Below are 21,215 nucleotides of genomic sequence, written 5' to 3'. Positions count from 1 at the left end.
ATTTAGGAGATTTTCATGCGCCTTTTGCTTGCCGCCGGCTTCGCCCTTCTGACCTCCCCCGCCCTCGCCGCGCAATGCGGTAACGACAGTTCGGGGTTTGACCGCTGGAAACAGGCCTTCGCCGCCGAGGCGCAGGCACAAGGCGTCGGCCAGCGTGGCCTTCAGGCGCTTGCTGCCGCGCGTTATTCGCAATCGACGATCAACGCCGACCGCAACCAGCGCAGCTTCAACTACTCGCTCGAAAAGTTCATGCAGGTGCGCGGCGCGAACACGATCGTCGCGCAGGGCCGCCGCGCCCTTCAGGGCAACCGCGCGTTTTACGATAGCCTTGAACGCGCCTACGGCGTGCCCGCTGGCGTCCTGATCGCCATTCACGGCATGGAAACCGCCTTTGGCCGGGGTATGGGTGACACAAATGTTGTCAGTTCCATCGCCACCGTTGCCTATGATTGCCGCCGCACCGATTTCTTCACCCCGCACGCGCTGGCCGCGCTTATCATGGTGGATCGCGGCATGCTCTCCCCCGGCCAGCTTGGCGCGAAACACGGAGAGATGGGGCACACCCAGTTCCTGCCCGGCAACGCGCTGCGCTACGGGGTTGATGCCAACGGCGACGGGCGCGTTGACCTTTACAATATGACGGACGCGTTGGCCTCCACCGCGAATTTCCTGCGCGCGAAAGGCTGGCAACCCGGTCAGGGCTACCAGCAGGGGCAACCCAATTTCCACGTGTTGAACGAATGGAACGCGGCGAGTGTTTATCAGAAAGCCATCGCCATCATGGCGGGCCAGATCGAAGGTTAGTCATTATTTGGTCAGAATTTCCGGCTAACCTGCCGGAATGACGGATCAAAGCCAGAAACCACCGCAAAGCCACGACGCCAGCATGGTGAAGTTCATGCTGCTGTCGGCATTCGTGCTGTTTCTGCCAATCGCCATTGTCATTTTCGCCGTGTTTGTCGCGGGTTACGGCGGTCGGTCGTTTGAATCGAACCGCGATTTCGTCGCGCTGATGATCTGGATTCCGGTGCTTTTGTCACTCGGCTGGGCTTCAAACCGCCGGATATTGCACCGGATGACCGGCCTGTCGCCGGAACGGCTTGAATCCGGGCTGACCATCGCCTCTTTCGCCGCAATCTTTGCGGTCACAGGCGTTGAATCAGGGATGGCATTTGGCGAAGCGCTGGTCGCGTGGCTCAAACTGTTCGTCATCCTCGCCGCCGCATTTACCGTCGCGAATTTGGCCATTGCAGGGGCCGCCACCCTTTGGCGGCGCTGGCGCGAAGCGTCCTGACAGAACAGCCCGTTTGGTACCCGCGGCCGGACTCGAACCGGCACGGCCTGTTACGGCCTAGGGATTTTAAGTCCCCTGTGTCTACCATTCCACCACGCGGGCGGGCGGCGCGACAATAGCGGTTGTATGGGGGGTGTAAAGGCGGTGTTCGGCCAATTTTCGGGCCGCCCCTCGGGTCAGATATCGTCGCCCGCAGGTTCAACCAGCATATTGCGTTCCGGCAGCCATGGGTTCAGTTCAAGCGCCGCGCGCAACTGGTCCTGCCCGTCATCCATCTGGCCCATGCCCATCAAGGTCAGCGCCCGCCCCGACAGCGCCGCGATATGGACCGGATCACGTTCAAGCGCGAGGTCGAGGTCATCCAGCGCCAGCGCATATTCTCCACGGATAAAATTGACGAAGGCGCGTTGATTGTAGCCCTCGGCATAATCGGGGCAGTACTCGACCAACGCATCAAACGCGATGATCGCGCCATCGAAATCGAACCCGGCGCGGCGCTGCATTCCTTCATCCAGCAGCGCTTGGGCGCGAGTGTCTGGGGCGTTCGCCCAAATCTCCCACAGTTCATTGCTGATTTGCCGCGCGGCGTTTTCATTCGGCGCGGTGCGCACGCCCTTCATCAACGCGTCATACCGGGCGCCCCGTTCAGGCACGTCAGGGCAAGTGTCGGCAAACGCAACGGCGGGGGCGGCAAGGGCCAGGGCAATGATCATCAGTCGCATGGCGAAATCGTCCTGCATCAACCGCCCGCCCGTCAACTCACATCTGAGAGACCGATTTCCTTGACCGCCTGCATCGCCACAAAGGTCGAGGTGCCGGACACATACGGCAGTGAGGATATTTTCTCAGCCAATACAGCGCGATAGCTGCGCATGTCGCGGGCGCGAACCTTCAGCAGATAGTCGAAATTCGCGGCGAGCATGTGACATTCCTCAATCTCAGGCACCTGCACGACGGCCTTGTTGAACGCGGCAAGCGCGGCTTCGCGGGTGTCGGACAGGCGCACTTCGACAAAAGCCACGTGGTCCAGACCCAGCCGGATCGGGTCCAGCATGGCGCGGTATCCCTTGATGACGCCCAACTCTTCCAGCCGTCTGACCCGCGCCTGCGTGGGCGATTTCGTCAGCCCGATGCGGCGCGCAAGTTCGGTCATGCTAACCCGCCCGTCGCCCGCAAGCTGGTTCAGAATCGCATTGTCGAACCGGTCGAGCGTCAGATCGTCCATTTCGCCGCTCCATAGCCATAAATTCAGTCGTATCGCCTGCCATTTGCACATCTTCAGGCGAAACGGAAACTCTCTAGCTGGTATCATAGTCTATCGTAAGGAGGACCACCATGCTGCCAGATATCTACGCGCGGCTCGAAGCCAACACATATGCAGACGAACACGACAAACTGGTCGAACTGATCGACCGCGCGAACCTGTCGGCAGAGGATCGCGCCCGGATCGCGGCAAAAGCGGCAGAGCTTGTGCGCAGCATTCGCCAATCTGCAAAGCCCGGCTTGATGGAGGTCTTCCTTGCCGAATACGGCCTGTCGACCGACGAAGGCATCGCGCTGATGTGCCTTGCCGAAGCGCTGCTGCGTGTTCCCGATGCCGACACCATCGACGCGCTGATCGAAGACAAGATCGCGCCGTCCGATTGGGGCAAGCACCTTGGGCATTCCTCCTCCTCGCTCGTCAATGCCTCCACCTGGGCGCTGATGCTGACGGGTAAGGTGCTGGACGACGAAAACCCCGGCGTCGCACGCCATCTGCACGGGGCGGTAAAGCGGCTGGGCGAACCTGTGATCCGCGCCGCGGTGTCCCGCGCGATGCGCGAGATGGGGCGCCAATTCGTGCTGGGTGAAACCATCCAGTCCGCGATGAAGCGCGCCGAGGGGATGGAGGCGAAGGGTTACACCTATTCCTACGACATGCTTGGCGAAGCCGCCCGCACCGATGCCGACGCGCGCCGCTACCACCTGTCCTATTCCCGCGCGATTTCCGCGATTGCGGCGGCGTGCAATTCGTCCGACATCCGCGAAAATCCGGGGATTTCGGTCAAGCTGTCCGCCCTGCATCCACGTTACGAGGTTGCCCAGAAAGATCGCGTGATGGACGAACTCGTCCCCCGCGTTCGGTCGCTCGCCCAACTCGCGAAATCCGCCGGCATGGGCTTCAACATCGACGCGGAAGAGGCTGACAGGCTTGCCCTTTCCCTTGACGTCATCGAAGCCGTGCTGTCCGACAGCGCGCTGAAAGGCTGGGACGGGTTCGGCATCGTCGTGCAGGCCTTCGGCCCCCGCACCGGCGACGCGATCGACTGGATTTACGCGCTGGCCGAGAAGCTTGATCGCCGCTTCATGGTGCGTCTGGTGAAAGGCGCCTACTGGGACACAGAAATCAAGCTCGCGCAGGTCGAGGGGATGGAAGGTTTCCCGGTCTTCACGCGCAAAGCGTCAACCGATGTCAGCTACATCGCGAACGCCCGCAAGCTGCTTGGCATGACCGACCGCATTTATCCGCAATTCGCCACGCACAACGCCCATACGGTCGCCGCCGTTCTCGACATGGCCGACGATCCGCGCGCCTACGAATTCCAGCGCCTGCACGGGATGGGGGAACGGCTGCATGACATCGTGATGGCCGAAAACCAGACCCGCTGCCGCATCTACGCGCCCGTTGGCGAACACCGCGATCTGCTCGCCTACCTCGTCCGTCGCCTGCTCGAAAACGGCGCGAACAGCAGTTTCGTGAACCAGATCGTTGACGAAGACGTGCCGCCAGAAGTCGTCGCCGCCGACCCCTTCGTCGAGGTCGAAGGCTACCTCGACGCCCCCGCGAACCCCGTGGTGCGCAAGGGACCGGACCTGTTTGACGGGCGCAAGAATTCCCAGGGCTGGGATCTGTCTCACGGCCCGGATATCGACGCGATAGACGCCGCACGGAACCCCCACAAGACGGCGCAGTTCACCGCCGAACCGCTGATCGCGGGCAAGGCGGACAAGGGCAAATCCGAGCCCATCCTGAACCCCGCCAACCCGACAGATCAGGTCGGAACGGTGCGCTGGGCAACCTCTGCGGACGTCGAAACGGCCTTGTCCGCCGCAACCCAATGGAACGCGGACGCCAAAACCCGCGGCGACATCCTGCGCCGCGCCGCCGACCTATACGAAGCGCATTTCGGAGAGCTTTTCGCAATCCTCAGCCGCGAGGCCGGGAAGATCCAGATTGACTGCGTGGGCGAACTGCGCGAAGCGGTCGATTTCCTGCGCTACTACGCGAATGAGGCCGAAGGGCTGACAAACCCGCCCGCTGGCCTCTTCACCTGTATTTCCCCGTGGAACTTCCCGCTGGCCATCTTTTCCGGCCAGGTCGCGGCGGCCCTTGCCGCTGGCAACGGCGTTCTTGCGAAACCGGCAGAACAAACTCCGCTGATCGCCACCTTCGCTGTCAAGCTGCTGCACGAGGCCGGCGTCCCGCGCGAGGTTCTGCAACTGCTGCCGGGCGATGGCCCGACCGTCGGGGCCGCGCTGACCTCTGACCCACGGATCAAGGGTGTCGCCTTCACCGGCTCCACCGAAACCGCGCAGATCATTCGCCGGGCGATGGCCGACAACCTCGACCCCGCCGCGCCGCTGATCGCGGAAACCGGCGGCCTGAACGCGATGATCGTGGATTCGACCGCCCTGCCCGAACAGGCCGTGCAAAGCATTATCGAAAGCGCCTTCCAGTCGGCTGGCCAGCGCTGCTCCGCCCTCCGTTGCCTTTACGTTCAGGAAGACATCGCCGACAGCTTCAAGACGATGCTGTTCGGCGCGATGGACGAACTGAAGCTTGGCCAGCCGTGGGAATACGCCACCGACGTTGGTCCCGTCATCGACGCAGAGGCGAAAGCCGATATTGACGATTACATCGCCAAGGCCCGCGCCGATGGCCGTGTCCTCAAGGAAATCGCGGTGCCGGGGGCCGGTCATTTCGTGCCGCCCGTCGCGATCCGCGTAAGCTCCATCGCAGAGATGGAACGTGAAATCTTCGGCCCCGTCCTTCACATCGCGACCTTCAAATCGCAAGAGATCGACAAGGTCATCGAAACCATCAATGCCACCGGTTACGGCCTGACCTTCGGCCTGCACACCCGCATCGACGACCGTGTGCAGCACATCGTCGAACGGCTCCACGCGGGCAATATCTACGTCAATCGCAACCAGATCGGTGCGATTGTCGGCTCTCAACCCTTTGGGGGCGAAGGACTTTCCGGCACCGGACCAAAGGCGGGTGGCCCGCACTACCTGCCCCGTTTTACCCGCAGCGAACCGCCGGCTTCAGGCGGCGAGAGAACCAGCAAGGCCGATGCCGCCCGTGTCCAAAAACTGCTGGACGCCGCCCAGATCAGCGACCAGCCCTTGCGCAAGATCACCCTGCCGGGACCAACGGGTGAATCGAACCAGCTTGGCCTGTCGCCCCGCGCGCCCGTCCTGTGCCTCGGCCCCGGTCAGGAAGCGGCGCGCTTGCAGGCTGAAACCGTCCGCAGCCTCGGCGGTTACGCGGTTGAGGCGGATGGCCTAGCCCCCGACGCCCTCAGCACTCTCGCCGGGTTTTCCGGCGCGGCGTTCTGGGGCGACGACGCGACCGCCCGCGCCTATGCCCAAGCGCTCGCCCAGCGCGACGGCGCGATCCTGCCCCTGATCTGCGGAGAGATCGACATCGCCCGCGTTCTGCTTGAACGGCACGTCTGCGTCGACACCACGGCGGCGGGCGGGAACGCCGCGCTGCTGGCCGAAGTGGGCGATAGCTGACTTGACCTTGGCGGGAACATGGGCAAGCTGCGCCCATGTTCCCGATCCGCGATCATAACCCGTCGAACCGGACGCCCTATGTCACCTGGGCGATCATGGCACTCAATATCGGGATTTTCATCAGCTATTGGGGCCTGATGGACCAGCCGATGAAGCTGGCGTGGTTCTACCACGACTGGGCGATGACCCCCGGCCTGATCACCACCGGCGAAAAGCCCGTGACGCTGATTACCTCGATGTTCCTGCATGGCGGCGTCCTGCACCTTGGCGGCAACATGCTGTTCCTGTGGATTTTCGGCGACAATATGGAGGATGAGCTTGGCCATTTCGGCTTCGCCGCCTTCTACCTCGCCGCCGGTATCGCGGCGAGCCTTGCGCAGGTGATGGCCGATCCCGCGTCGCTCGTCCCCGTGGTCGGCGCATCCGGAGCGATTGCAGGCGTGATGGGCGGCTATCTTCTGCTGTTTCCAAAGGCGAAGGTCGATATCCTGTTCATCTTCATCGTATTCTTCAAAATCATCCCGGTCCCGGCGTGGATCATGCTTGGCCTGTGGTTCGCCTTCCAGCTTGTCAGTGGCGTCACGTCAGACGTCGCAGGCTCAGGCGTCGCCTATTGGGCACACGCGGGCGGCTTCCTGATCGGTTTTGCACTGATGTTGCCCGCTTGGAAAAAACGCGGCGGGACAGAGTTCTGGGACCGCACCGAAGGCCACCCGCCCCACCCCGAAGCGGAATACACCGTCACAAAATCCGGAATTCCCAAAGTAAAGAGACGTCGATGAAACTGACCTGCCACTGCGGTGCCGTCGAACTTGACGTGACACCGAACGAACCATTGACCGAAGCCGGGCGCTGCGATTGTTCCTTTTGTCGCCGCCGGGGTGCCGCCGCCGTGACCGTCGATCTGGACGATCTGCGCATTGTGAAGGGCGAAGACAACCTGACCCGTTACACATGGGGCACCGGCACGGCGAAGCACTATTTCTGTAAGACCTGCGGTATCTATACCCACCACCAGCGGCGGTCGAACCCAAACGAATACGGAGTGAATGTCGCGGCGATTGAAGGTGTGAACCCGCGCGATTTGGGCGATATACCGTGGTCAGACGGGGTCAATCACCCCTCAGACGCCAAGGATTAGGCGCTGCGCACCGCTTTGCTGAACTGATCGAAAATCGCTTCGTTCGCGCAGAGGATTTCGCCGTCCTCAAGGATATGCTTGCCAACGCGCAACGGCTCTGCCAAGCCGCCCGCCTCGCGCACGATCAACAGCCCGGCGGCCAGATCCCAGGCGTTCAGACGGCGTTCCCAGTATCCATCATACCGCCCCGCCGCGACATAGGCGAGGTCAAGCGCCGCCGACCCCCAGCGCCGCACACCGGCGCAGGCTGGCATCAGCTTCGCAAGCTCTTTCAATGTCTCGGGCAAGTCAGACCGCCCGCCAAACGGCAGGCCTGTCGCAAAGATCGATTCGATCATCTTGTTGCGCCCGGACACCCGAAGGCGGCTTTCGTTCATCCACGCGCCCGCGCCCTTCTCGGCAAAGAACATCTCGTCCTTCGCCGGGTCAAAGACGACGCCGGCGACGATCTCGCCCTTATGCTCAAGCGCGATGGACACCGCCCAATGGGGCAGCCCGTGCAAGAAGTTCGTGGTGCCATCCAGCGGATCGACGATCCAGCGCCGGGTCGGGTCCTTGCCCTCGGCCTCGCCCCCCTCCTCGGCAAGCCAGCCATAGGTCGGGCGCGCTTCCATCAGCTCTTCGCGAATGATCTTTTCCGCGGCGATATCCGCCCGGCTGACGAAATCGCCCGCCCCCTTCATCGACACCTGAAGGTTCTCGACCTCGCGGAAGTCTTTGGTCAGCGACCGCCCCGCTTTTCGCGCGGCCTTGATCATCACGTTTAGATTGGCACTGCCTTGCATACCGGGGGCTCCTTTGTCAGCCCGCGCGTATACGCCCACGATCAGGGATTGCCAAGAGGGGCAGCGAAAGTCGCCAAAGAGTTTTGTGCCTGCGGCGCGAGTATTTGGGGCAAGATGAAACAAACGCCGCATCTTGCCCCGATGACACACCAGAGAACTAGAGTTTCACCTTGCGCGGCCATCGGCTCTCCAGCCTGTTCCGCACATGCACCTTGGGACAGTAACCTTAATTGTTGGTTGCCAAACGACCGCCCGTTTCATCTTGCCAAAAATACTCATGCCTGAGCCGCATCGCGGCGAGGATAAATCGTGGGGCGCAGCCCCTCATCATGCGTCGATCTGTTCACCGCGTTGCAGCTTCACGGGAATCGACCGCGCCAACCGGATGAGGTGGGACATGAACGGCAGCGCCGCGTCCTCGCTTCGCGTCGCGGCGTAGAGTCGTCGTGTCAGCCCGCCCTTGGTGATCGGCCGCGTGACGTAGTCCGAACTATAACGCACCTCGCGCACCACCCAGTCGGGCAGCACCGACACCCCCCGGTTCGATGCGACAAGCAGCAAGATCACCGCGGTCAGTTCGACTTGGCGGATCGCATCGGGTTCGACCTTCGCGGGGGTCAGAAGCTGCGTGAACACGTCTAGGCGGGATCGGTCCACCGGATAGGTAATCAGCGTTTCGCCACGGAAATCCCCGGCCTCTATGAACGTTTTTTGCGCCAGCGGGTGCTGGGAGGACGCGACAAACACAGGCTCATAGTCAAACAGCGGCGCGAATTCAACTCCGGCGAGCTTTTCCGGGTCGGAAGAGACGACCAGATCGACCTCCTCCCGCTGAAGCGCGGGCAGCGCGCCGAAGGCGAGGCCGGGGCGGATGTCGACATCCACATCGGGCCACGCCTTGCGAAATTCCTCAAGCACCGGGAACAGCCATTCAAAACAGGCGTGGCATTCGATGGCGATATGCAGCCGCCCGGATTTACCGGACAGAAGCCCGCGAAATTCCTCTTCAGTGGCTTCGATCTCTGGCAGGATTTTCTCGGCCAGCCGCAGCAAACGCAGCCCCGCCGCCGACAGTTTCAGCGGTTTTGAACGTCGGGCGAACAGCTCCACCCCCGCCTGATCCTCCAAGCCTTTGATCTGATGGCTCAGCGCCGATTGCGTGATGTGCAGGATATCCGCGGCCCGCCCCAGACCGCCTGCGTCATGGATCGCCTTGATCGCGCGCAGGTGGCGAAACTCCAAGTGCATTTGTGAACCAGCCTCATATTGATGTTGAGAATTATGAATTTGCTTCATCTTTACGCGCGTGGGACATCTGCTGCAAGCCGCCAGCATAGGATTAGATGATGAACACGCCCAATATCTCTTTCGAGTTCTTCCCCCCCAAATCCCTCGAAGGGTCGTTTCGCCTTTGGGATACGGTGCATGCGCTCTCCCCGCTTGCGCCGAAATTCGTGTCCGTCACCTATGGTGCTGGTGGCACAACCCGTGATCTGACCCATGATGCGGTCACGACGATCGGCGCGCATACCGGGCTGAACGTCGCGGCGCACCTGACCTGTGTGGATGCGTCCCGCGCCGAAACGCTCGACATTGCGCGGCGCTATGCGAAGGCAGGCGTGAAAGACATCGTGGCCCTGCGCGGCGACGCCCCGAACGGCGCGGATAGTTTTACCCCCCACCCCGACGGGTTCGCCAATAGCTGCGAACTGATCGAAGCACTGGCCGAGGCCGGAGATTTCAACATCCGCGTCGGTGCCTATCCCGAACCCCACCCCGAGGCGCTGACCCGCACCCAGGATATCGACTGGCTGAAGCGCAAGATCGACGCCGGGGCATCCTCGGCCATCACGCAGTTCTTTTTTGAGGCGGATACGTTCTTTCGCTTCCGCGACGCCTGCGAAAAGGCCGGGATCGACGCGCCGATCATTCCGGGCATCCTGCCGATCCACAGCTGGGCGGGCACCAAGAAGTTCGCCGACGCCTGCGGTGCCTACATCCCCGATTGGGCGCATCATGCCTTTGAAAAAGCCGAGCGCGACGATCGGTCGGACCTGCTGGCGATTGCGCTGTGCACAGAGCTTTGTTCGAAACTGCTCGATGGCGGGGTCGAGGATTTGCACTTCTACACCCTGAACCGCCCCGGCCTGACCCGCGATGTGTGCCATGCGCTTGGCATTCAGCCCGAGGTGACGCTGGAGAAGGTCGCCTAGTAGCCTTCGGGCAATTCCTGCCACGGAAACAGGTTGCTGCGCGCGAGCCGTGCACCCGTGCGGTGGCCGTGGGCGCTTTCGTGGATCGCTTCGGATCGATCCTGACCGATCATCCGTTTGCGGCGCGCCAAAAACAGCTTGCCCCATCCCTTCGTTGTCCCGACCGAGGGCGCGTTGACATCCATCGGGAACCGCGCGCGCCAGTCTTCAGGCAGGGTCAGGTCGCAGCCCTCGGCCTTTTCCAGTATCCAGACCAGCGGAATATTGGCGAGCGGTCGGCTCGCCTCATGCCCGCCAAGTTGCCCGCCGATGTCGCCGTGACAGCCCCGGAACCACATCTGCTGCACCTCGCCGTCCCAGTCCGGCGGGCAATTCCACAGCACAGGCTCATAGGCCACGCGCGTCTCATCAATGGCCAGCGCGTGATAGCCATGCCGGATCGACTGGCCAAGCTGGTGGTTGTGGAACGCATGCGAGCGTTCAAAGAACTTCCAGATCAGCGGCGCACGAAACCCGAGCGCCTTGACGGAATCCCAGATGCCGACCATCTCAATCTCAACATTCGGGTGGCAATAGAGTTTCCTGAACTCCGCTGCCGCTTCCGTGTCGGGCGCACAGCGGTAGTGGCGGTAGGCGGTGGTGATATTGCGCTCCGTCGCCTGATCGGCGCGCAGCAGGCCGACCCGGTCGATCACCCCGGCGAGCGAACGGACGGCATAGGCCCCCCGCGAATAGCCGAACAGGAAGATGCGGTCGCCGGGGCGGTAGCGCGATGCGATGAAGCCATAGGCGCGGCGGATCTGGCGGTTGATCCCGGCGCCCTGGATCACGTCGAGCGTATTGCGCCATTGCCGCCATTGGATGCCCGCCTCATACCGCAGCGACAGGTGTTGCGCCGGGGCGACTTCGGACAGCAGCTTGTAGGTCAGCCCGACATTGGTTTCGCACCCCGGCGTCAGCGAAGACATGGTGCCATCCAGCAGAACCACGTGATCGACCCGGCCGCGGCGCGGTTGCGGCGGCGACTGGCTCGCGCCGGGGGACAGGCCCAGCCACGCCCCGATCCGCTTAAGAAACCGCATGATGGCCCCGCTGTCGTTTCGCCCGTGTCATACCCGCATATTCAACCTTCACTCCGGACGCGTCCACGCAACTTGCCGTGACAACCACGCGAGCGGCCGCACCACCGGAACCCCGGCTTCACCCGCTATCATACTGTATCGGGCCTGACCGCGTGTCCATGCCCGGGGATCGAGTATTTTTGGCAAGATGAAACCGGCCGCGCGCGATCTGTTGCCCTTCCGGCGCGGTTTCGCTAAGGCAGTGCCGAACCTCACTCCGACAGCAGGACGCGATCCAGATGGCGATGGAAAAGACCTTTGATGCAGCCGAGGCCGAACCGCGGCTCTACGCGAAATGGGAGGACTCCGGCGCCTTCAGGGCGGGCGCGAACGCCTCGCGCGAGGAGACCTTCTGCATCATGATCCCGCCCCCGAACGTGACCGGCAGCCTGCATATGGGTCACGCCTTCAACAACACGCTGCAGGATATCCTCGTGCGCTGGCACCGGATGCGCGGCTTTGACACGCTGTGGCAGCCGGGGCAGGACCACGCGGGGATCGCGACCCAGATGGTTGTCGAGCGGGAACTCGCGAAATCCAACCGCCGCCGCACCGACATGAGCCGCGAGGAATTCACCGGTCTCGTCTGGAAGCAGAAGGAGAAATCCGGCGGCACGATCATCGAACAGCTGAAGCGCCTCGGCGCGACCTGCGACTGGTCGCGCAACGCCTTCACCATGGCGGGCGCCCCCGGCGACACCCATGTCGGCCATGAAAACAGCCCCGATTTCCACGATGCCGTCATCAAGGTTTTCGTGGACATGTATCACAAGGGGATCATCTATCGCGGCAAGCGGCTGGTGAACTGGGACCCGCATTTCGAAACCGCGATTTCCGACCTCGAAGTCGAGAATATCGAGGTCGACGGCCACATGTGGCACTTCAAATACCCGCTTCAGAACGGCGAAACCTACACCTATGTCGAGAAGGACGAGAACGGGAACGTCGTGCTTGAGGAGGAGCGCGACTATATCTCAATCGCCACGACCCGGCCTGAAACCATGCTGGGGGATGGCGCGGTTGCGGTGCATCCCTCGGATGAACGGTATGCGCCAATCGTCGGAAAACTCTGCGAAATTCCGGTCGGCCCAAAGGAACACCGCCGGATGATCCCGATCATCACCGATGAATACCCCGACCCGGATTTCGGCTCGGGCGCGGTGAAGATCACCGGCGCGCATGACTTCAACGACTACGAGGTCGCAAAGCGCGGCAACATCCCGATGTATCGCCTGATGGACACCAAGGGCGCAATGCGCGACGACGGCGCGGATTACGCGACATGCGCCGCCCGCGCGCAGGAAATCGCGAACGGTGCCGGCTTCACCGCGGGCGAGATCGACACGCTGAACCTCGTCCCCGACGACCTGCGCGGCCTCGACCGGTTCGAGGCGCGCAAGAAGGTTGTCGCGCAGATCACCGGCGAAGGTCTTGCGGTGATGGTCGAGGCCCCGGAGCAAGTCCGGGGCGGGGATGAGGGTGGCGCGGCCAACGCCCCGGCCTCCGCCAACGCCCCGGCCCCCGAGCCGGGGCCACACCTGATCCCCCTTGTCGAGAACAAGAAGATCATGGCCCCCTACGGCGACCGGTCGAAGGTCATCATCGAACCGATGCTGACCGACCAGTGGTTCGTCGACGCCGAAAAGATCGTCGGCCCGGCGATCGAGGCCGTGAAGAAGGGCAAGGCGAATGGCGGCACCGACGTGCTGCCGGACTCCGACCGCAAGGTCTATTTCCACTGGCTTGAGAATATCGAGCCGTGGTGCATTTCCCGCCAGCTTTGGTGGGGGCACCAGGTGCCGGTCTGGTATGGGTTGGACCTTGGAACCGACCGCGAGGTCGACAGCGACGGCGACCTGGACGAGATCGAGATCCTCGGCCTGCTGCTGGACGGCGGGATGCTGCACGAGGGCGAAGTCATGCATTGCGCCCCCGATTTCGAAAGCGTCAAGGATGCCTTCGTCGGCGACAATCAGGACATTCCCGACCCGATTAGCCACGCAACGGTGATCGAGGTCGCCGACAAGCACGAGGCGATTCACCAGTTCGCCGCCGGGCTGGCCGAATACAACGTCACGCAAGACCCGACCAAGCTGGTCTTCCCGGTCTGGCGCGATCCCGACGTGCTCGACACCTGGTTTTCGTCCGGCCTGTGGCCCATCGGCACACTCGGCTGGCCGGAGCAGACGCCCGAGCTGCAGAAATACTTCCCCACCTCCGTCCTGATTACGGGGTTCGACATCATCTTCTTCTGGGTCGCCCGGATGATGATGATGCAATATGCGGTCGTAGATCAGAAACCTTTCGATACGGTTTACGTCCACGCGCTCGTCCGCGACGAGAAGGGCAAGAAGATGTCGAAATCGCTCGGCAACGTGCTCGACCCCCTGGAACTGATCGACGAATACGGGGCGGACGCGGTGCGCTTCACCCTGACCGCGATGGCGGCGATGGGGCGCGACCTGAAACTGTCGACCCAGCGCATCGCGGGCTACCGGAACTTCGGCACGAAGCTGTGGAACGCCGCCCGGTTTGCGGAAATGAACGGCGCCTATGACGGCAAAAACGTATGCACATCGTATGCACAGCCTGTGCACGCAAAGCAGACGGTAAACAGATGGATCATCGGCGAGACCGCGAAGGTCCGCGAAGAGGTCGACGCCGCGCTTGATAACTTCCGCTTCAATGACGCGGCGAACGCGCTTTACGTTTTCACCTGGGGCAAGGTCTGCGACTGGTATGTCGAATTCTCAAAGCCGCTACTGAACAGCGAAGATGCTGATATCGTTGCAGAAACCCGCGAAACAATGGCGTGGGTGATCGACCAGTGCCTGATCCTTCTGCACCCGATCATGCCCTATATCACCGAAGAATTGTGGGGCGGGCTGGCGGAGCGGTCCAAGATGCTGATCCACGCCGACTGGCCGACCTACCAAACCGCTGATCTTGTTGACGAAAATGCGGATCGAGAGATGAACTGGGTGATCAGCTTGATCGAGGGAATCCGCTCTGCCCGCGCGCAGGTGCATGTTCCGGCGGGGTTGAAAATTCCGATGGTTTGTCAGGAGCTTAGCGCCGATGGCCAAGCCGCGCTTGACCGCAACGAGGCGCTGATTTTCAAGCTGGCACGGATCGACACCTTGACCCACGCGAGCGAGCTTCCGAAAGGGTCGATCACCGTCGCAGTCGAAGGCGGCACCTTTGCCCTACCACTTGCTGATGTCATTGATATTGATGAAGAAAAAACACGGTTGGAGAAGAGCTTGCAGAAGCTCAACAAGGAACTCGGCGGGTTGCGCGGGCGTCTGAACAACCCGAAATTCGCCGAAAGCGCGCCGCCCGAAGTGGTTGAGGAAACCCGCGAAAACCTCGCCGCGCGTGAGGAGGAAGAGGCGAAACTGAAATCCGCCCTGGCGCGGCTTGCAGAGCTGGGATAGCGGCAACGATCACCGCCTGAAATGAGGGAAGGGGCGCACCGGTCAGCGCGCCCCTTCGCCCTTTTATTGCTGGCTGATACGGCCGTCCGTATAGGGCGTGTAAGCCCCCTGCTCGGCCAGATATTCCGCCGTGACATCGGCCAGATCGGGGCCGAAATCATAGGCGTTCATGCCGTCGGTCTCGAACATATCATAGCCGTCCCCGCCGTTGCGAACGTAGTTGTTCGTCACAACCGCATAGGTCGCTTCAGGATCAATCGGCACCCAGTTTTCGCCGTCCTGCACCATGACTTCGGTCACGCGGCCTTCGTTCGGCGCAACGGACGGATCCCATGTGAACTTGAGGCCAGCAACCTGCGGGAAACGCCCCTTGACCTCTTCCACCTGGCTCACCCCGTTTTCGAGTGCGTCGATCACGGTTTGGCCCTTTGCTTCAAAGGTCGAAAGCGTGTTCTGGAACGGAAGCACCGTCAGCACCTCGCCCATCGTCACCTCGCCCGCGTCGATTGAGGCACGCAGGCCGCCGGAGTTCGCAATCGCAATCGATACGCCCTGATCCTTGACCCGGTCAAGCATCGCATCCGCGACGAGGTTGCCCATCTGACATTCCTGCACGCGGCACACATCGCGGTTGCCTTCGACAGCCTCTGCCGTTTCGGCGACGACCTTGTTGCGGATTTCTTCAAGCGGTTCGGCCAGTTCAGCGATACGCGCTTTGACGCCGTCGTTTTCAGCGACATTGCCATCGAGGATAAGCGGCTCCCCCACGGCTTCGGTGATGACACCTTCGTCGTCGAACGTGACGTTCAGCTCACCCAGAAACTTGCCGTAGGCATAGGCCTGAACGATTGCGGTGTCGCCGACCATTGTCGGATACGGGCCCGACGCACCCTCATTCTCATTCGATAGTAGCGTGTTGGAATGACCCCCGACGATCACGTCAACGCCGGTCGTTTCCGCAGCCACCCGCTGATCGACGTCATAGCCCGAATGCGACAGGACGATGATCTTGTTCACACCCTCTTCGGTCAGGCGGTCCACCTCTTGCTGGACAGCGCCAACGGGGTCGGTGAACACCACGTTCGGGCCGGGCGAGGCAAGCTCATCCGTGTCTTGCGGTGTCAGGCCGATCAGGCCCAGCTTTTCGCCACCGCGCTCGATCACCACCGATTTCTGGATGGCATCGGCGATCAGCGGCTCAGCCGAATAATCCGCGTTCGACATCAGGATCGGAAAGTCGACGGAGTCAACAAAACCGCGCAGAACCTCGGGGCCGTCGTCGAATTCGTGGTTGCCCACGGTCATCGCGTCATAGGCCATCTGGTTCATCATTTCGGCCGCCGCGGCGCCCTTGTAGTAGGTGTAGAACAACGTGCCTTGGAACTGATCGCCGCCATCGACGAGGATCGCGTTGTTCGTGCGGCCGCGCGCCTCTTCGATCGCGGTAACAAGCCGGGCGGAGCCGCCAAAGCATTCGCCGGCGTCGTTATCCTCGGCAGAGCAGCCCGAATCGTATTTCGATATCGGCTCAAACCGGGCGTGGAAGTCGTTGGTGTGCAGGATTGTCAGTGAATAGTCGGCAGATGCAGCACCCGCAGTCAGTGCAAGCGCCCCCGCCGTTGAAAGGAATCTTTTAAGCATCGAAGCCCCCTGTTATTGGACCAGACCAGATTGACGACATGCGTGCGCAGAGTCAAAGCCCACGCGCCAAGGCTGACCTAACGTCGGCTTGTGACATCCCGGTGAACGATGTGCGCTTGACCGGGCGGGCGGCAAAAGGCATTCCAGCGACATGCTGATTTACAAGATATTCCGAGACGCCGAATGGGCCGCCTTTGACAGCGCGGGTCAGACGGACGGGGCACCGATCGATGTGCAGGATGGCTTCATCCACTTTTCAACGGCGGAACAGGCGGCGGAGACTGCGGCAAAGCACTTTGCGGGTGAGGCTGACCTAACCCTTGTCGCGGTCGATCCAGAGGCCGCAGGCGATGCGCTGAAGTGGGAGCCGTCGCGCGGTGGCGCGTTGTTCCCGCACCTATACCGCCCACTGGAACGCGCCGATATTGTCTGGGTAAAGCCCCTTCCCCGCGGGGAAAATGGCCACGACTTCCCGCCGGAGATGACATGAGCCTGCGCGAACGCGCGGGCCTCGCCGCGCTGCACCTTTTGGACCCGGAGCGGGCGCATGGCCTGTCGATCAAAGCGCTGAAGGCGGGGCTGGTTCCGCTGCCGGGGCTCATAACCTCTCCGCGCCTGAAAACAAATCTGGCTGGGCTTGATCTGCCCAATCCGCTGGGCCTTGCCGCGGGATACGACAAAAACGCCGATGTGGTCGGGCCGCTGACCCAAGCGGGTTTCGGCTTTGTCGAAGTGGGCGCAGCCACCCCGCGCCCACAGCCCGGCAACCCGCGCCCGCGTCTGTTTCGGCTGCGCGAGGATCGGGCGGTTATCAACCGGTTCGGTTTCAATAATGACGGGATGGAAGCGATCGGCGCACGTCTATCGCGCCGCGACAGCTCCGGCATCGTCGGGCTGAACCTTGGCGCGAACAAGGATAGCGACAATCGGGCAGAAGATTTCGCCCGCGTCCTCGCCCATTGTGGGGCGTCGCTGGATTTTGCGACGGTCAACGTCTCCTCCCCCAACACCGAACGCCTGCGCGATTTGCAAGGAGCGGAAGCGCTGCACGCGCTGTTGTCGCGCGTCATCGCGGTGAGGGCGGAGTTGCCGACGCCGATCCCCGTCTTTCTGAAGATCGCGCCGGATTTGGATGGGTCCGAGTTGTCCGAAATCGCAGAGGTCGCGACGAAATCCGGGATCAATGGGATCATCGCGACCAACACCACGCTATCACGCGATGGGTTGAAATCCCCGGCGGCGGATGAGGCTGGCGGCCTGTCCGGTGCCCCGCTGTTTGAGAAATCGACCCGCCTCGTCGCGCAGCTTAGCGATCTTACGGAGGGCGAGATACCACTGATCGGGGTCGGCGGGGTCGACTCAGCCGAACAGGCCTATGCCAAGGTGAAGGCGGGGGCGAGCGCGGTGCAGCTTTATTCCGCAATGGTGTATGAGGGGCTTTCGCTGGTCGAACGCATCGTCAAAGGACTGGACGAACGGCTTGCCGCCGACGGTTTCGCGACCGTAGCGGACGCTGTCGGAACAGAACGAAAGGACTGGTTGTGATCGAAATTTGGCATAACCCTAGATGCTCAAAATCGCGGCAAACGCTCGCGCTACTTGAGGAGAGCGGCGTCACGCCAACAGTCAAGCTCTACCAGACCGATCCGCCGACCGCCGACGAAATCCGCGCCGTGCTCGCCCTGCTTGGCGTCTCGCCCGCGAAGATCATGCGCGTCAAGGACGGCTTGTTCCGTGATCTTGGGCTGTCCGTCGATGACGACGATACCCGACTGATCGACGCGATGGTCGCACATCCCGCGCTGATCGAACGGCCAATTGTTCTTGCGAATGGCAAGGCTGCGCTGGGGCGTCCGCCGGAGGCGGTGCTCGACATCCTCTAGGGGCGCACGCCGACTTTCGCCTCAAGCCCCGGATACTGAACGCCGAGCGTGAGCCCGCGCGCGAGGTTGAACACGATCAACGCGCCCCATAGCCCATGATTGCCCCACACCGGCAGCATCACCGCCAGCGCGATGACATAGACGATCACCGAAATGATCATCGACCAGCGCATTTCCCGCGTCCACGTCGCGCCGAAATAGATGCCGTCGAGCATCCAGCTTGCGATGCCTAGGCTTGGGGCGATTGCGACCCAGATCAGGTATTCGCGCGCGGCCTCGCGGACCTCGGGCGCGGTGGCCATCACGTCGATCAACACGCCGCCCGACAGGTAGAACGCCACGCCAAGGATGACCGCGCCGCCTACACCCCATTGCGAGGTCAGGATCGCCGCGCGCCGCACGTCATCGCGCCGCCCTGCCCCCACCGCGCCGCCGACCAACGCCTCGGCCGAGAACGCGAAACCATCGAGCGCGAAGGCCGTGATCTCAAGAAACTGCACCAGCACTTGATTGGCGGCGAGCGTCACGTCACCAAGGTCAGCGGCCAGAAACAGGAACGTCGTGAAGGACAGCGTTAGCAGGACGGACCGCACCATGATGTCGGCGTTGACCGCCAGCATCCGTTTCAGCCGGACCGGATCGAACACGCGCGGCCAGTCGCGCCATTGATTGCCGGCGAACGCGACGCGGCACAGCCAAAGCCCTACCAGCAGCCCGCTCCATTCCGCCATGAGCGTCGCAACTGCGACCCCTTCGACGCCCCAGCCGAACCCGAGCACGAACAACAGGTCCAACCCGATATTCAGGCCATTCATCCAAAGCTGAAGCACCAGAACCCCGCGCGTCCGCTCCATCGCGATCAGCCAGCCGGTCAGGGCGTAAAGCGCAATGGCCGCAGGTGCGCCCCAGATACGGATCGCCATATATTGCCGGGCGAGGGTTTCGACCTCTGCACTGGCGGGGGAGATTGCGAAAGCCCCGGCGAAGATCGCGACTTGCGCCGTGATGAACAACACACCGCCAAGCGCGCCGAGCATCAGGCCGCGCATCAACAACGCGCCGGTTTCCGCGCTCTCACCCGCGCCGCGCGCCTGCGCGACAAGGCCGGTCGTCCCCATCCGCAGGAAGCCGAAGATCCAGTAAAGCGTCGACAGGATGACCGCGCCGATGCCGACCGCGCCGATGGGGGCCGCTTCGCCCAATTGCCCGACGACGCCAGTATCGACGGCCCCCAGAATGGGCACGGTTGCGTTTGACAAGACGATAGGCAGCGCGATCTGAAGAACGCGCCTGTGGGTCAGCGATGCAGTCGGTGTTGCGGCCTCAATCATCCCTTTGCGGCATCAGGAAATGCCCGGTGGCCTGCGCAAACAGGCGGGAACGATTGTCCTGCCATGCCTCAACGTGGACGCTGGCATAGCGCCGCCCGGACCGATTGACACGAGCGCGGGCATAGGCATCCCGCGGCAAGCCGGAGCGAAGATAGTCCACCGTGAAGTCGATGGTCTTCGGCAGCAGCGGCAGAGGGTCCGACTCCGCCTCGGCTGCCTGAAGTTCGCCGGTTTCGATCTGGTCCCAGAGCATCGACCAGCTCAGTTCGATCACCGCAGTCGACTCAAGGAACGCAGCCGTCACGCCGCCGTGGATCGCGGGCAGCATCGGGTTCCCGATCAGCTTTTCATCGAACGGCAGAACCGCCGTCAACTCATCGCCCCGCCGGTCGAAGTGAATGCCGAGATAGCCGAGATATGGAACACCGGCGACAAGTGACCTCAGCGCGCTGTCGCGGCGGTTCTTGACGACGGTGACGGGATCGGGCCGCTGTTTCATGCCTTTTCCCCCTTCGGTTTCTGCGCGCGCTCAATCGTGAACGCTCCGGTGGCAGACGCGACAGGCCGGTCGCTATCGTCATCCACCGCCGTTGCACGCACAAAGACGACGCTCCGAGTGACGTGGTAGCATTCCGCCCGCGCCACGATCCGTTGGCCGGGCGTCGCGGGCCGCATATAGTCGATGCGCAGGTCGAGCGTGGCGGTCGCGGATGGTTTTGACGGATGGCTCATCACCGCGGCACCGCCGCAGGTGTCCATCAACGCGGAAACAGCGCCGCCGTGGATCACACCGGTGCGGGGATCGCCGACGAACCGTTCGTCATATTCCATCGCGATCACGGCAACGCCGTCCCCGATCTCTTCCAGCTTCATGCCGAGCGCCTTGGAATGGGGCAGCGCCTGAATAAAGCTTTTCGCGAGTTCCAGCGTCTTATCGGCCATCGTGGTCCTTTCCTCTGCCCGGATTTATTGGCCCTCCTCCACCCGCCCGCAAGCACTAACTTTGCGCCAAGGGTTTTCGGCGCACGGTAAAGTTGTGCGGAATTGCAACTTCATCGCAAAGCTTTTAGGTTGAATGAAAATCCTGGATCGACGAAGCATGTCCAAGACATCCGACGACACACGAATTAATTTCAAAGAGATGTGCGCACGTTTCGATGTGACGCCCCGCACGCTGCGGTATTACGAATACATTGAACTGCTATCGCCCGAAAAAGAAGGCCGCAGCCGATTTTATGGCCCGCGAGAGCTTGCGCGGATGGTTCTGATCCTGCGTGGCCGCCGGTTCGGGTTCAGTCTGGAAGAAATCCGCCAGTGGCTTGAGATTTACGAAACCGAAGGCACGCAAGTGCAGCTGAAAGCGTGGATGAAGCTGGCCGATCGGCAACTGGAAGCGCTGAAAAGCCAGCAGGAAGAACTCTCCGAAAGCATCCGGGAGTTGCAGGAACTGCGCGACAATACAGCGGATTTGATCGACTAGGCCGGTTTTCGCAAAGGCGGGCAAGCTGTGCAAAAGCAGACGATTTCGGCGATCTGAGGCTGAGATATTCGGCGTTTAGTCAGAAGGTTACGCCCTTGCTGTCGCCA

20 protein-coding genes and 1 tRNA gene are annotated in these 21,215 nt (G+C 62.2%); 11 read left to right on the top strand and 10 right to left on the bottom strand.

Features of this window, described 5'->3' with window-relative positions; all coding sequences use genetic code 11:
* The first annotated feature begins 15 nt into the window (after nucleotides 1–15).
* Together ACEWPJ_RS04685 and ACEWPJ_RS04680 are read left to right on the top strand one after the other, a co-directional pair.
* Nucleotides 16–804, top strand: coding sequence for a lytic murein transglycosylase (locus tag ACEWPJ_RS04685; RefSeq protein ID WP_416511282.1), 789 nt, complete (start codon nucleotides 16–18; stop codon nucleotides 802–804).
* 37 nt (nucleotides 805–841) lie between these two features.
* Nucleotides 842–1,294, top strand: a complete 453-nt coding sequence (locus ACEWPJ_RS04680; protein ID WP_416511280.1) for a hypothetical protein — start codon at nucleotides 842–844, stop codon at nucleotides 1,292–1,294.
* 14 nt (nucleotides 1,295–1,308) lie between these two features.
* Here ACEWPJ_RS04680 and ACEWPJ_RS04675 read toward each other — a convergent pair.
* The 3 genes from ACEWPJ_RS04675 to ACEWPJ_RS04665 form a co-directional block, all read right to left on the bottom strand.
* Nucleotides 1,309–1,396: transfer RNA gene (locus ACEWPJ_RS04675), tRNA-Leu, on the bottom strand.
* Between the two features lie 74 nt (nucleotides 1,397–1,470).
* Nucleotides 1,471–2,016 (bottom strand): tetratricopeptide repeat protein, encoded by a 546-nt coding sequence (locus ACEWPJ_RS04670; RefSeq protein WP_416511278.1) that lies wholly within the window; start codon nucleotides 2,014–2,016, stop codon nucleotides 1,471–1,473.
* Between the two features lie 32 nt (nucleotides 2,017–2,048).
* Nucleotides 2,049–2,519, bottom strand: coding sequence for an Lrp/AsnC family transcriptional regulator (locus ACEWPJ_RS04665; protein ID WP_416511276.1), 471 nt, complete (start codon nucleotides 2,517–2,519; stop codon nucleotides 2,049–2,051).
* A gap of 110 nt (nucleotides 2,520–2,629) precedes the next feature.
* On the opposite strand from ACEWPJ_RS04665, the gene putA reads away from it, so the two are divergent.
* From putA to ACEWPJ_RS04650, 3 genes are read left to right on the top strand one after another with little or no spacing between them, the layout of a single operon-like run.
* The gene (gene putA / locus ACEWPJ_RS04660; RefSeq protein WP_416511274.1) at nucleotides 2,630–6,076 is read left to right on the top strand and encodes a bifunctional proline dehydrogenase/L-glutamate gamma-semialdehyde dehydrogenase PutA; all 3,447 of its coding nucleotides are present in this window, start codon (nucleotides 2,630–2,632) and stop codon (nucleotides 6,074–6,076) included.
* Between the two features lie 35 nt (nucleotides 6,077–6,111).
* Complete coding sequence (locus ACEWPJ_RS04655) at nucleotides 6,112–6,858, top strand: rhomboid family intramembrane serine protease (RefSeq protein ID WP_416511273.1); 747 nt, start codon at nucleotides 6,112–6,114, stop codon at nucleotides 6,856–6,858.
* Nucleotides 6,855–7,217, top strand: coding sequence for a GFA family protein (locus ACEWPJ_RS04650; RefSeq protein ID WP_416511271.1), 363 nt, complete (start codon nucleotides 6,855–6,857; stop codon nucleotides 7,215–7,217). The genes ACEWPJ_RS04655 and ACEWPJ_RS04650 overlap by 4 nt, the downstream gene beginning before the upstream one ends.
* On the opposite strand, the gene ACEWPJ_RS04645 is transcribed toward ACEWPJ_RS04650, so the two are convergent.
* Nucleotides 7,214–8,002: an inositol monophosphatase family protein gene (locus tag ACEWPJ_RS04645; RefSeq protein WP_416511270.1), complete on the bottom strand. Its 789-nt coding sequence runs from the start codon at nucleotides 8,000–8,002 to the stop codon at nucleotides 7,214–7,216. The two genes, ACEWPJ_RS04650 and ACEWPJ_RS04645, sit on opposite strands and share 4 nt — an antisense overlap.
* Nucleotides 8,003–8,329: 327 nt before the next feature.
* Nucleotides 8,330–9,250, bottom strand: a complete 921-nt coding sequence (locus ACEWPJ_RS04640) for a LysR family transcriptional regulator (RefSeq protein WP_416511269.1) — start codon at nucleotides 9,248–9,250, stop codon at nucleotides 8,330–8,332.
* Nucleotides 9,251–9,348: 98 nt separating this feature from the next.
* Here ACEWPJ_RS04640 and metF point away from each other — a divergent pair, with 98 nt between their 5' ends.
* Nucleotides 9,349–10,215: a methylenetetrahydrofolate reductase [NAD(P)H] gene (gene metF / locus ACEWPJ_RS04635; protein WP_416511267.1), complete on the top strand. Its 867-nt coding sequence runs from the start codon at nucleotides 9,349–9,351 to the stop codon at nucleotides 10,213–10,215.
* On the opposite strand, the gene ACEWPJ_RS04630 is transcribed toward metF, so the two are convergent.
* A complete protein-coding gene (locus ACEWPJ_RS04630) occupies nucleotides 10,212–11,297 on the bottom strand; it encodes a DUF2235 domain-containing protein (protein ID WP_416511266.1) in 1,086 nt (361 codons plus the stop codon). The genes metF and ACEWPJ_RS04630 overlap by 4 nt on opposite strands.
* Before the next feature lie 278 nt (nucleotides 11,298–11,575).
* Between ACEWPJ_RS04630 and ACEWPJ_RS04625 the strand changes: the two genes are divergently transcribed.
* Complete coding sequence (locus ACEWPJ_RS04625; protein WP_416511265.1) at nucleotides 11,576–14,773, top strand: valine--tRNA ligase; 3,198 nt, start codon at nucleotides 11,576–11,578, stop codon at nucleotides 14,771–14,773.
* A 63-nt stretch (nucleotides 14,774–14,836) separates the two neighbouring features.
* Here the strand turns inward: ACEWPJ_RS04625 and ACEWPJ_RS04620 are convergent, their stop codons facing one another.
* Nucleotides 14,837–16,414, bottom strand: a complete 1,578-nt coding sequence (locus ACEWPJ_RS04620) for a bifunctional metallophosphatase/5'-nucleotidase (protein ID WP_416511263.1) — start codon at nucleotides 16,412–16,414, stop codon at nucleotides 14,837–14,839.
* A 151-nt stretch (nucleotides 16,415–16,565) separates the two neighbouring features.
* On the opposite strand from ACEWPJ_RS04620, the gene ACEWPJ_RS04615 reads away from it, so the two are divergent.
* The 3 genes from ACEWPJ_RS04615 to arsC are packed head-to-tail and all read left to right on the top strand — an operon-like array spanning nucleotide 16,566 to nucleotide 18,297.
* Complete coding sequence (locus ACEWPJ_RS04615) at nucleotides 16,566–16,904, top strand: DUF952 domain-containing protein (protein ID WP_416511261.1); 339 nt, start codon at nucleotides 16,566–16,568, stop codon at nucleotides 16,902–16,904.
* On the top strand, nucleotides 16,901–17,959 hold the full coding sequence (locus ACEWPJ_RS04610) for a quinone-dependent dihydroorotate dehydrogenase (protein ID WP_416511259.1): 1,059 nt from the start codon (nucleotides 16,901–16,903) through the stop codon (nucleotides 17,957–17,959). Before ACEWPJ_RS04615 ends, ACEWPJ_RS04610 begins: the two co-directional genes overlap by 4 nt.
* On the top strand, nucleotides 17,956–18,297 hold the full coding sequence (gene arsC, locus ACEWPJ_RS04605; protein ID WP_416511257.1) for an arsenate reductase (glutaredoxin): 342 nt from the start codon (nucleotides 17,956–17,958) through the stop codon (nucleotides 18,295–18,297). The genes ACEWPJ_RS04610 and arsC overlap by 4 nt, the downstream gene beginning before the upstream one ends.
* On the opposite strand, the gene ACEWPJ_RS04600 is transcribed toward arsC, so the two are convergent.
* The 3 genes from ACEWPJ_RS04600 to ACEWPJ_RS04590 are packed head-to-tail and all read right to left on the bottom strand — an operon-like array spanning nucleotide 18,294 to nucleotide 20,570.
* Complete coding sequence (locus ACEWPJ_RS04600) at nucleotides 18,294–19,628, bottom strand: MATE family efflux transporter (RefSeq protein ID WP_416511256.1); 1,335 nt, start codon at nucleotides 19,626–19,628, stop codon at nucleotides 18,294–18,296. The two genes, arsC and ACEWPJ_RS04600, sit on opposite strands and share 4 nt — an antisense overlap.
* Nucleotides 19,621–20,127 carry a PaaI family thioesterase gene (locus ACEWPJ_RS04595; protein WP_416511255.1) on the bottom strand — a complete coding sequence of 169 codons (507 nt, stop codon included), beginning with the start codon at nucleotides 20,125–20,127 and terminating at the stop codon, nucleotides 19,621–19,623. Before ACEWPJ_RS04595 ends, ACEWPJ_RS04600 begins: the two co-directional genes overlap by 8 nt.
* Entirely contained in the window at nucleotides 20,124–20,570 is a 447-nt protein-coding gene (locus tag ACEWPJ_RS04590) for a PaaI family thioesterase (protein ID WP_416511254.1), read from the bottom strand. Before ACEWPJ_RS04590 ends, ACEWPJ_RS04595 begins: the two co-directional genes overlap by 4 nt.
* A 133-nt stretch (nucleotides 20,571–20,703) precedes the next feature.
* On the opposite strand from ACEWPJ_RS04590, the gene ACEWPJ_RS04585 reads away from it, so the two are divergent.
* Nucleotides 20,704–21,108: a MerR family transcriptional regulator gene (locus tag ACEWPJ_RS04585; protein WP_416511252.1), complete on the top strand. Its 405-nt coding sequence runs from the start codon at nucleotides 20,704–20,706 to the stop codon at nucleotides 21,106–21,108.
* The last annotated feature ends 107 nt before the right edge of the window (nucleotides 21,109–21,215 follow it).

Source organism: Aliiroseovarius sp. YM-037 (assembly GCF_048060095.1).
GTDB lineage: Bacteria > Pseudomonadota > Alphaproteobacteria > Rhodobacterales > Rhodobacteraceae > JBLUOA01.
The sequence above is the reverse complement of the archived record's forward strand: the minus strand, read 5'-3'. Positions and strand labels throughout refer to the sequence as shown.

Excerpts from the sequence above, each read along its gene's own strand:
- metF (WP_416511267.1), top strand. The coding sequence starts at position 9,349 with ATGAACACGCCCAATATCTCTTTCGAGTTCTTCCCCCCCAAATCCCTC.
- ACEWPJ_RS04585 (WP_416511252.1), top strand. The coding sequence starts at position 20,704 with ATGAAAATCCTGGATCGACGAAGCATGTCCAAGACATCCGACGACACA.
- ACEWPJ_RS04595 (WP_416511255.1), bottom strand. The coding sequence starts at position 20,127 with ATGAAACAGCGGCCCGATCCCGTCACCGTCGTCAAGAACCGCCGCGAC.
- ACEWPJ_RS04600 (WP_416511256.1), bottom strand. The coding sequence starts at position 19,628 with ATGATTGAGGCCGCAACACCGACTGCATCGCTGACCCACAGGCGCGTT.
- ACEWPJ_RS04670 (WP_416511278.1), bottom strand. The coding sequence starts at position 2,016 with ATGCGACTGATGATCATTGCCCTGGCCCTTGCCGCCCCCGCCGTTGCG.
- ACEWPJ_RS04645 (WP_416511270.1), bottom strand. The coding sequence starts at position 8,002 with ATGCAAGGCAGTGCCAATCTAAACGTGATGATCAAGGCCGCGCGAAAA.
- putA (WP_416511274.1), top strand. The coding sequence starts at position 2,630 with ATGCTGCCAGATATCTACGCGCGGCTCGAAGCCAACACATATGCAGAC.
- ACEWPJ_RS04630 (WP_416511266.1), bottom strand. The coding sequence starts at position 11,297 with ATGCGGTTTCTTAAGCGGATCGGGGCGTGGCTGGGCCTGTCCCCCGGC.
- ACEWPJ_RS04655 (WP_416511273.1), top strand. The coding sequence starts at position 6,112 with ATGTTCCCGATCCGCGATCATAACCCGTCGAACCGGACGCCCTATGTC.
- ACEWPJ_RS04610 (WP_416511259.1), top strand. The coding sequence starts at position 16,901 with ATGAGCCTGCGCGAACGCGCGGGCCTCGCCGCGCTGCACCTTTTGGAC.
- ACEWPJ_RS04590 (WP_416511254.1), bottom strand. The coding sequence starts at position 20,570 with ATGGCCGATAAGACGCTGGAACTCGCGAAAAGCTTTATTCAGGCGCTG.
- ACEWPJ_RS04650 (WP_416511271.1), top strand. The coding sequence starts at position 6,855 with ATGAAACTGACCTGCCACTGCGGTGCCGTCGAACTTGACGTGACACCG.
- ACEWPJ_RS04620 (WP_416511263.1), bottom strand. The coding sequence starts at position 16,414 with ATGCTTAAAAGATTCCTTTCAACGGCGGGGGCGCTTGCACTGACTGCG.
- ACEWPJ_RS04665 (WP_416511276.1), bottom strand. The coding sequence starts at position 2,519 with ATGGACGATCTGACGCTCGACCGGTTCGACAATGCGATTCTGAACCAG.
- ACEWPJ_RS04625 (WP_416511265.1), top strand. The coding sequence starts at position 11,576 with ATGGCGATGGAAAAGACCTTTGATGCAGCCGAGGCCGAACCGCGGCTC.
- ACEWPJ_RS04615 (WP_416511261.1), top strand. The coding sequence starts at position 16,566 with ATGCTGATTTACAAGATATTCCGAGACGCCGAATGGGCCGCCTTTGAC.
- ACEWPJ_RS04640 (WP_416511269.1), bottom strand. The coding sequence starts at position 9,250 with ATGCACTTGGAGTTTCGCCACCTGCGCGCGATCAAGGCGATCCATGAC.
- ACEWPJ_RS04680 (WP_416511280.1), top strand. The coding sequence starts at position 842 with ATGACGGATCAAAGCCAGAAACCACCGCAAAGCCACGACGCCAGCATG.
- ACEWPJ_RS04685 (WP_416511282.1), top strand. The coding sequence starts at position 16 with ATGCGCCTTTTGCTTGCCGCCGGCTTCGCCCTTCTGACCTCCCCCGCC.